The 10,197-nt window shown below is 34.6% G+C and carries 3 protein-coding genes; all 3 read left to right on the top strand.

The annotated features are described in order from the left end of the window. The first annotated feature begins 70 nt into the window (after positions 1–70). Entirely contained in the window at positions 71–9,007 is an 8,937-nt protein-coding gene (locus ACW2QF_RS13650) for a polymorphic toxin-type HINT domain-containing protein (protein ID WP_455716558.1), read from the top strand. Positions 9,008–9,016: 9 nt separating this feature from the next. After that, positions 9,017–9,577: an imm11 family protein gene (locus tag ACW2QF_RS13645; protein ID WP_455716557.1), complete on the top strand. Its 561-nt coding sequence runs from the start codon at positions 9,017–9,019 to the stop codon at positions 9,575–9,577. A 336-nt stretch (positions 9,578–9,913) separates the two neighbouring features. Then, a partial coding sequence (locus ACW2QF_RS13640) for a hypothetical protein (protein ID WP_455716556.1) occupies positions 9,914–10,197 on the top strand: 284 nt, incomplete at its 3' end.

Genomic DNA, 10,197 nt, shown 5'->3' with positions numbered 1-10,197 from the left:
TTGGAAAATATATAAAGATAATGAATTAGCCGATGAACTATATCGTATCGATGAAGAAGCTTCTACTTATTTGAAAAAGGAGTTGCTGTTTAAAGAAGCAGGAAATTACGTTGTACAAATAGAAGTAAAACGAGGAAATATAGTATATACAGAGACAAAAGAGCTTACCATTATAGAGGATCTTCCTCCAATTGCTAAGTTTGAACTAGAAAATAAAGAATATAAAAGAAATGAAGAAGGGCTTGCAACTATTAAAGCGAAAGATTTATCTTATTCGCTAGATAATGATACCATATCGAATCGTACTTGGACAATCTATTATGATGCAAATAATGATGGCATTTATGATAAAGCTGAAATTCTAGATACAATTACCGGTGAAACAACAGAATTATCATACGAAACCAAGAAAGTTGGTAAGTATAAAATCGAATTAGAAGTTAAGGAATATTTTGAAGATACCATTCCTAAACTTCTAACAGATGCAGATTATCTACGCGGCAATACCAGTGATATGGAAGATACTGATAAGAGTCTTGAAATTATAAATACTGCGCCAGAGGCAACTTTAGATATTGAGAAAAAGAAGTTTGCGGACATAGTATTTACAATCGGTAATGCAGAGATAGATAAAATCAATACTTATAGTGATAAGATTAAAGAGTTAGAACAAACGTTAAAGGATAAAGGTATCGATGCCAAAATCAGTACGGTATATACTTCAACATTAACTGCACATGATCAATTTGCTTGGAAGGAATATGACCACTATAACTATAAGGATAGTTATTTGCCTACATTATCAAAACATATTATTTATGATAAAGCAGATATTAAGATGCTAGGATATTCCGTAGCTCCTTTGAAAGACTTCCTTTATGTAGCAGATGATAATGCAGGACAGAAGATATTTGAATTCGACATCCAAAGAGATGCTACAGACTGGCATAGTATGGAAGGCGGAGGTTTCTTATTCAACACTACAGTTTCGGAAGAAAAGAATACCATAAAAGGTTTTTGTATCTTAATTACGCAATCTGGTTTAAAACTTGTACAGATAGACTGCAATAATTTAACTGGTTTTCGAAATGGTTCTTATAGCTATGTACAGAATGCAGGAAAATTATTAAGAACCTTCTCTATCAATGATGTATATGCAAATCATCATCTGAAAATAGTGGTAGATGCCAAGACTATTTCAGTTTTTGATGGGGATAAGACACTTATTGATAGTTATGTTTTGCCTGACAATAATTATGGATACGGTTTTGGGCCAATTATCAGTCATGGTAGTCATGCTTGTAGTCAACAATCTTATTTTACTTTTAAGAATATTACCATGCAAACAGTGAAAGGAAGTGCACTTTCTGACATTATTAATGGTTTTGAGTGGAGAGAGAATGCAAGCCATTTTGTAATTAATCTAAGTAACGATTCTGTACCAGAACTAGAAGAGGGTGAGAAGTTAGCAAGCATTGCAGAAGCACTACTTGAGAATGAAGCTCCATTTGTAGGTCTTGGAACAACAAAGAACCAAAATCAGTACTTGAGTCTTCTTAACACCTCTCAAACTGGAGGTATGTTCTTGGAGAATGATAGTCTAGAATCGTCAATGGACAATGTAAATCAGTACATTTTGGATAGTATATTGGCTAAAGACTATACGATAAAAGATTACATATCAACTGACGATACCATTAGCTATATCGGATATTACTCTGATGCAGAGAATGATGAAAAATACGAAGAAAATTGGGAATACGAATATGACCCAACCGTGTTTGGTGAATCGAATGAAGAGCCACAATTAATAATTAAAGAAGCAACGGAACCAATTACTCAGTTCAATCAAACTGGTGCCTATGCAATTAGACTTAGAGTACGTGATAACCCAGTTGGTGATAATGATGCGTTAGATGAATACCGTCATTGGTCAGGACAAAAAGAATATGATCGACTTTTGTGTGTTCAAACAAGACCAACGGCTGATGTAGAAGTTGAGGTTCTAGAAGACACTTCTGATAAGACAAAGTGCACAGTGAAAGCAAGTTATACATCGGAAGATAAGGATCACCCAAGTGATAAGAGTAAAGGAATTCGAGAAGAGTTATTCTATTACAAGAACATAAAGGATGGGGAGTGGACAGAGGGACGACTTCCTAATAAAGTGGACGTAGGCGAAACGTATTTAATCAAATATATCGTTCGTGATGTAGAGGGAATCTACAGTAAACCTGCTATTGCCATCGTTAAGACCAGCGAGTTTAAACAAAATGAAGATGTAGATGATAAAGAAGCTCCAGAAATCTTTATTAATACAGCAAAAGAGGTTTACCAAGTTGGAGAAGAAATCCATATTGAAGGCTATGCCATTGATAATTATGGAGTGGACACCTTTGAAATGTACATTAACGGAGAAAAGCAATTAAGTACATTTGGAAGAGTAATTTTAAATCCAGTAGAAGGAGAAACCCTTGTCATTACAGCAAAGGCTGTAGATATCTATGGGAATTCCTCTGAACTTGAGAAAACGATTCAAGTGGTTGATTCATCGGATAAAATTGCACCAACCATTGAAATTACATCACCAAATGCAGATACAGATCTTGGATTTAATATCAATTTTATTGGTACGATTAAGGATGAAACCAAATTAAAACAATATTCCATCGGCTATCGCAAAGATGGAGAGGAAAGCTATACTATAGTTGCACAGGGAACGGATAAGATTGAAGATGGAGAATTAGGACAGTTAGATATCTCGAAACTTGTAGAGGGTGTTTATGATATTTTGATTACTGCAGAAGATGAAGCAGGTAATCTTAGTTATTATGGAATGAAATTATACATCTCTTCAGGAATTACTGAGACTAAGGAGATTTCTCTTAAAGCAGGAATTACAGATATTGGTCTTTCGGAAGATAAGAAGAATATTGAGATTTATGGAACGATTGTCACTGATGATGAATTCGTGGAATATAGAGTGGAATATCGTGATCAAGAAGGAAAATCAGATAGTAAGAGTATTGCCTCAGGCAAAGAAGCAATGGAAGATCAATTAATTGCAACGATTCCAGTTGAGGAACTAGAGGACGAGAAGTATATTGTTACCTTATTCGCCACTACAAAAGAGTTAGGTACAGTGGAAGCAACAGGAGCATTTTCTTATATAAAGGGCTCTGAAGAAAATTCTGTAATAGCAGATACACAAGCGCCGAATATAGAGATTACGAATGTTGGACTTTCTGAGGAATTAAGTGATATTGAAGTATTAGGATCAATTTCCGATGATCAAAGCTTAAAGGAATATTCAATTAGTTTAGCTAAGTCAGATAGTGAAGACTATAAGGTTCTTACCACTGGAAAAGATCCAATTATTAATGATTCTATAGTGGCGATTCCAACAGAAGGATTAGAAAGTGGAGAATATAAGCTTAAGATAGAGGCAACGGATGAATATGGTAACAGTAGAACAGTAATAGCAACTATCACGTATACAATTGGTCAACAAGAAGTTACACATGAAGTAATACAAAAGGGAAATGATGAGACTAAGGGGGATTCAGGTAAAACCTCAGATTACTCAGATATAGAGAATGGAAAATTTGCTGTCACACTTTCTACGGACCGTGCAGCAGTAGGTAAAGAGGTACAAGGAAAAGTATCGATACCACAAGGAATCAAAAAAGATACTCTTAGTGTAACAGTTGGTGGAGAAGAAATTGATAATCCAAGTAGTGTGTTTACTTTTACTCATGATAAAGCAGAAAATATAGAAGTAGTTGCAACTGCACTTACAGAGGATGGAGTAACAGTGTCTGCAAAGGCTAACTGTATCTTCTATGATTCACAAGATACGGTAGCACCAACAGCAGCTATCCTTTCTCCAGATGCAGATTCTGTTTTAACTGTGCCAACAGACATAGTTGGTAATGCATATGATGATAAGGAACTTGATTACTATAAACTAGAATACCGTATGGAAGGCGATACAGAATATCAGTTACTTGTGGAATCAAAAGAACCAAAGAAGAATGAGGTTCTAGGTGTACTTGATACCACCAAATTAATGAATGGGCGCTATGAAGTAAGGCTTACTGCGGTTGATAAAGGTGGAACTAGAGTTAGGATTTCTAGGGAGTATATCGTAGAAGGTAATCTTAAAGTAGGAAATATGTCCATTGGATTTACGGATATTACTGCTGCCATTGGAGGAACAACGGTTAATGTAAATCGTATGTACGATAGTAGAAACAAATCAGTCGGAGACTTTGGATATGGTTGGACCTTAGGCATGCAGGGAATGACTCTTACTGAGACCAATGAGATCTACGAAGGCTATCAGATGGTTCAAACAGGCAGTGGTTTAAGTACTGGATATACTTTTGAAGAAACAATACCACACGATATCATTGTCAATTATGGTGATGGTACAAGTGATCGCTTTAAGGTAACATTTACTCCTGAAAGAAAAGCATTAGTACCAATTCAAGAAGTTGAATTTGGCTTCAAATGTGTAACAAACCCGAAAGTAAAATTAGAGTTAGTAGGAGACAATGCTGCATGGATATCAGGTGGAACACCAATATTCTATGATGAATCCATTTATGATTTGGCTAAGTATAAGCTTACTAACGAAGATGGAATAGAGATATACCTAGATGCTAGTAGTGGTGTTACTAAGATTGTAGATAATAATGATAATGTAATTAAAGTAACTCAGAATGGATATGAAGCATCGAATGGCAAGAGTGTTCTCTTAACGAGAGATAGCATTGGACGTGTAACGAAAGCACAGGACCCATATGGGAATGTAACTACCTATAGTTATGACGAAGATGGAAATCTTAAGGAAGTTACAGACAGTGCCAATCGCACCGTATCATTCGAGTATGATAAGCAGCATAATTTATTAGCAATCCTTGATCCTACAGGTGTAGCAGTAGCTAGAAATGAATATGATGAGAACGGAAGATTAATCGCTACAATTGATGCAGAAGGTAACAGGGTTGAATACCAGTATGATATCGAGGGAAGAACCCAAGCCATTAAGGATCGGAATGGTAATACCACGGTTTATACGTATGATGATAATGGAAATATTATTCAGGAAATCGATGCTTATGGGAATAAGACGGTTAGTACTTTTGATAAAGACAATAATATTACTGAAAGAAAAGATGCATTAGGAAATGTAACAAAGTATGAATATGATGCTTCGGGAAATATGACCTCCATGATTACAGCAGATGGAACTGTAATGAATGGAACATATACGCAAGAAAATTATATTTCCAGCATTTCACTATTAGATAAGAAATTATTAGAAGTTTCTTATGATGATAATAATCGTCTATCCATGGTAACAGATGCAGAAGGAAATGAAACAAAATATAGTTATTCCAATGATGGAAAATTAACTGGAATTGTGGATGCCATTGGAGTTTATCAAACGGTAACATACGATTCCAAAGGCAATGTGGCTTCTACAACCAATGGAGCAGGCAACACAGCTTATTATACGTATGATGAGAAGGATCGTTGTATTAGTGTTTCAATTAAAAGACAAGAAGGGGACAAAAACCTAGAATTCACAAGTTACTATTCGTATGATGATGCGGATAATATTGTACAAAGTATTGATAATGCAGGAAATATCACTACTTACGAATATGATGATAAGAATAATCAAGTTGCTTCTGTCGATGCCAAAGGTCGAAGAACGAAGTATGAGTATGACGATCGTGGTAATATGGTTAAGACAATTTATGCAGATGGAACATTCGAAGCATTTACTTACGATGCAAACGGAAATAATATCACAGCTACTGACCGATTAGGACTAACGGTAACAATGACATATGATAAATTAAATCGTATCAGTAGTATGCTATATCCAGATGGAACGAAGCAAAGTTATGAGTATGATGCGGTAGGTAATGTTGTATCTAGTACAAGTACCACAGGTTCAATAACATCATATGAATACGATTCCATGTATCGTAACACAGCTATAACAGATGGCTTAGGAAATACAACAAGATTTGAATATAATGAAAGTTCTAAGCTAGTAAAAGTTATAGATGCGAAGAATAATACAACTACATATGATTACGATGATAATGGAAATCGTACGAAAGTAACATATGCAGATGGCGTAAGAGTTGAATCGGTTTATGATGCTAGAGGACGTATTACAGTACAAAAAGATCAGTATGGTAATGAAACACTTTATGAATATGATGGAGCAGATCGTTTAATAAAAGTGACCGATGCTTATGGCAGCAGCTATCAGTATACTTATGATACAAATGGTAATCTAATACGTGTGGAAGATGCCAATGGAAATGTAACTTCCTATGAATATGACGAAGTTGGTAGAGTTAAGACACTGAAGAATTCATTAGGAAAAACAAGAACCTATCAATACGATGCCACAGGAAATGTTACAAATTACAAGGATTATGCAGGTAATGAAACTGAATATACCTATGATGCTATGGATTACTTAATTGAAACGAAAGTTAATGATAATATCACGAAGTATCAATACAATGATAAGCACCAATTAGTTCAAGTAGAAGATAAAACAGGTGTGATTACGTATAACTATGATTCATATGGTCGATTAAGTAAAAAAGTAGACAGTATAGGCAATAGTCTAGAGTATATATATGATGAATATGGCAGATTGAGTGAATTCAAAACTTCCTATGGTAGTACGAATTATGAGTATGATTTGTTAGACCGCGTTACAAGAGTAGTTGATCGAAATGGACAGGCAACAGTCTATGAATATGATGAATTAGGGAATCGAACAACACTAACATATGCAAATGGCGTGGTTGTTTCTTACACCTACGATGCATGCCAACGTTTGAAAGAAGAGTGGGTATGCGATAAAGATGGCAATACCATTGCAAAATACGAATATACACTAGGTAATGCAGGAGAACGTACTAAAATAGAAGAAACTGCAAACAACGAAACAACAATTACAGAATATACCTATGACAAATTGTTGCGCTTGGTATCAGAGAAAATTCAAGTAGATGAAGCTACGTTAACCAATGAGTATACATACGATAAAGTAAGTAATCGTAGTACGAAAAAGGTAACAGTTAAAGGTGATATTTCGAAATTAGCAGACGTCGAATCTGACGATACTAATATTGTTGAAGGTACTACAACATACGAGTATAATGGACTTAACCAACTTATAGTAGAAGAAAGTAGCCAAGGTATCATTACAAATGTATACGATGATAATGGAAACTTAATCAAACAATCCGGTGATAAGAATGTTGATTATAGCTACGATGAAGCGGGACATTTACTAAAAGCGACCATTCAAAAAGGAAACGATGTAACCATTGAATCCTATACATATGATTATGCTGGTAACAGAATCACAAAGACGATTAATGAAGAAGCTCTAATTTATTATGTTGTAGACACAAGTGGTGAACTAGCTCAGGTAGTAGCCGAGTGTACAGCAGATAAAGAGGAACAAGCATACTATACTAGGGGACAAGAACTACTTAGTATGGAACGTGATTCTAAGAGTTACTATTATGTGTACGATGGACATGGAAGTGTAAGAGCATTAACAGACCAAGCAGGAACAGTAACAGACACCTATGAGTACGATGCATATGGAAATCTATTAAGTAAGACTGGTACCACAGAAAATGATTATCTCTATGTAGGAGAGCAATACAATGCAAGTACAGGATTGTATTACTTACGAGCAAGATACATGGACCCAAGTATGGGAACCTTTATCAGTATGGATAGCTATAGTGGTAGCAACTCTGACCCAATAACTCTTCATAAGTACTTGTATGCTAATGCAAATCCAGTGGTGTATTCGGATCCTACGGGTAATTTTTCAATAATGGAGCTACAAGTAACACAGACGATTCAATCCACATTGAATTCGATGACGCAATGTGCAACATTTATGCGAATACTAAAGTGGGCAAATGTTGTATGCACAGTATATGATGTAGCTATGCAGATTCGTAATGTAATCATAGGTGAAGGAACGATTGGTGACTTAATATTTGCAATTGCCAAAGGCGTTGCAGTTGGAATACTGCTAAATGGTATGTGTAATACAGTTCTAGGAGTAGTATTGAAGCCGGTTCTTGCAATCTTTGGATTAGGAGATCAAGTAGATCTAATCCAAGAAGCGATAGAGGGTGGAAATCCGCTGGAAATAACTGTGAGGTTTGTGCAGTTAGTATGTATGATATTTACCTTTTCTTCACAATGTTTCACCGGAGAAACCTTAGTCTCCACCGAAGAGGGATTGCGACCAATTGAAGACATACAAGTAGGTGACTATGTATGGTCAGAAGATACAGAGACTGGAGAACAATCACTTAAGAAAGTCCTTAATGTTATCGTCAGCGAAACGGATGTAGCTGTACATATAGAAACCGAAGATAATGAGATAACAACCACGCAAAACCACCCATTCTATGTAGAAGGAAAAGGCTGGACCTCTGCTTCTGAATTAGAAGAAGGAGATGTGCTTCATACCAAAGAGGGAGTTACCCCGGTTGTTCAATCAGTAGAAGTTGAACAATTAGATGAAGCGGTAAAGGTATATAACCTAGAGGTAGAAGATGGACATACGTATTATGTTACTGACGAGAGGGTGTTGGTGCATAATGATTGTGGGAATAATGGTGAGGGTGGATTAGATTCTAGACCAAATCAAATACATCATTTTGTATCAAATAAAAGTTCAAAATATACTAAGCAGTTTGAGAGTATTATAAATAAATATACATTAGATTTAGATGGTGATTGGAACAAAGAATTAATGCCACATCAAGGGAGACATCCAAACGAATATCATGAATGGATACTAGAAGAATTACAGTATATTGATGAAATAGCTAATGGAGTTAAGAATATATTTTTGCAAATATTTGAAGATTTAAAAACGACAGTGAAAGAAAATCCAGATATGCTAAGAAAATCTTTTTGGGAATAGGAGGACGAGATGGAATATTATAAATTAATGTACGACTATGAAAATGATACGCAAGCTATTTTATTGAATATTAATGAGGCGGAATTAGGTTTTAGCAGATATGCTGTGAATTCAAATATAAAATTTGGAATTAAAAGAATTTATTGTACAATTGAAGAAGATAATGTATCAAATTTCGATTATTTGGCTAATAATTTAGCATGGCTTATTGTTAGTGAAAAAGTAAAAAAAATAATGGAGGATTGTAATATAGGTACTTGTGAGTTTATTCCAATAGTAAATAAAGGAAATGAAATAGTGATAGGATATTTAGTGCATTGTATGAATATTTTACAAGCACTGGATGAAAAAAAATCTCTATGTAAGAAATTCAAATATGTTAGTCAAGGAAAAGAATACGAACATACTACAGTTATCAAATATGTTATTTATTCTTGCGTAATAAAGAATAGTGATATGTTTAAGCTCAAAGAAAGTAATATTCCATATTTTGTTTCGGAAACATTAAAGAAAAAATTATTAGATATTGGAGTAAAAGGATTTGATTTTATGAAAATAAAAACTTCATAATTTTACAGAATAGTAGAAGTTAGTTGGAGATGTGCATTATGATTAGATGAAGAATCAGGCTATTAATTGAAAACCTGAGGCATATATGCACGAAATTGTGACAAGGCATAATTTCGTGCATTATCTGTACAAGCTAGTTTTTTATCACAATGTTTCACAGGAGAAACCTTAGTATCCACCGAAGCTGGCTTACGACCAATTTAGATATATAAGTAGGTGAGTCAGAAGATTTAAAAATAGCAGAACGATCACTTAAGAAAGTACTACTAATAAGTAAATTAAGCTTTTTATTGTGATAAAAAATAAAAAATAAAATTATATAAGGAGCAACATTATATGAAGAGAAAATATCCGATCACGTTGTTCTTACTAGGAATGATTTCAAATGCCATACGTTATTTTGTTATCGGATTATTAGGAATTGTATTTGTTTTTATTGGTTTATTTGCAGGAAAGGGCTGCATGATCTTTGGACTGGTTATATTGATGGGGTATGTTGTACTGTGCACTATTGAGCAGATAAAAATACGAAATGCTACATTAAATACTAGTGGAAATTCTGAGGTTGATAAGTTGTTAGATGCTATATTGGGGGCAGAAGATGAGGATAGTAAGTTCAC

The sequence above is a fragment of the Anaerosporobacter sp. genome (assembly GCF_965301125.1).
This window is presented reverse-complemented; position numbering and strand designations above follow the sequence as displayed.

Bases quoted from the DNA above. Each gene is read 5' to 3' on its own strand.
- ACW2QF_RS13645 (WP_455716557.1), top strand. From the start codon at position 9,017: ATGGAATATTATAAATTAATGTACGACTATGAAAATGATACGCAAGCT.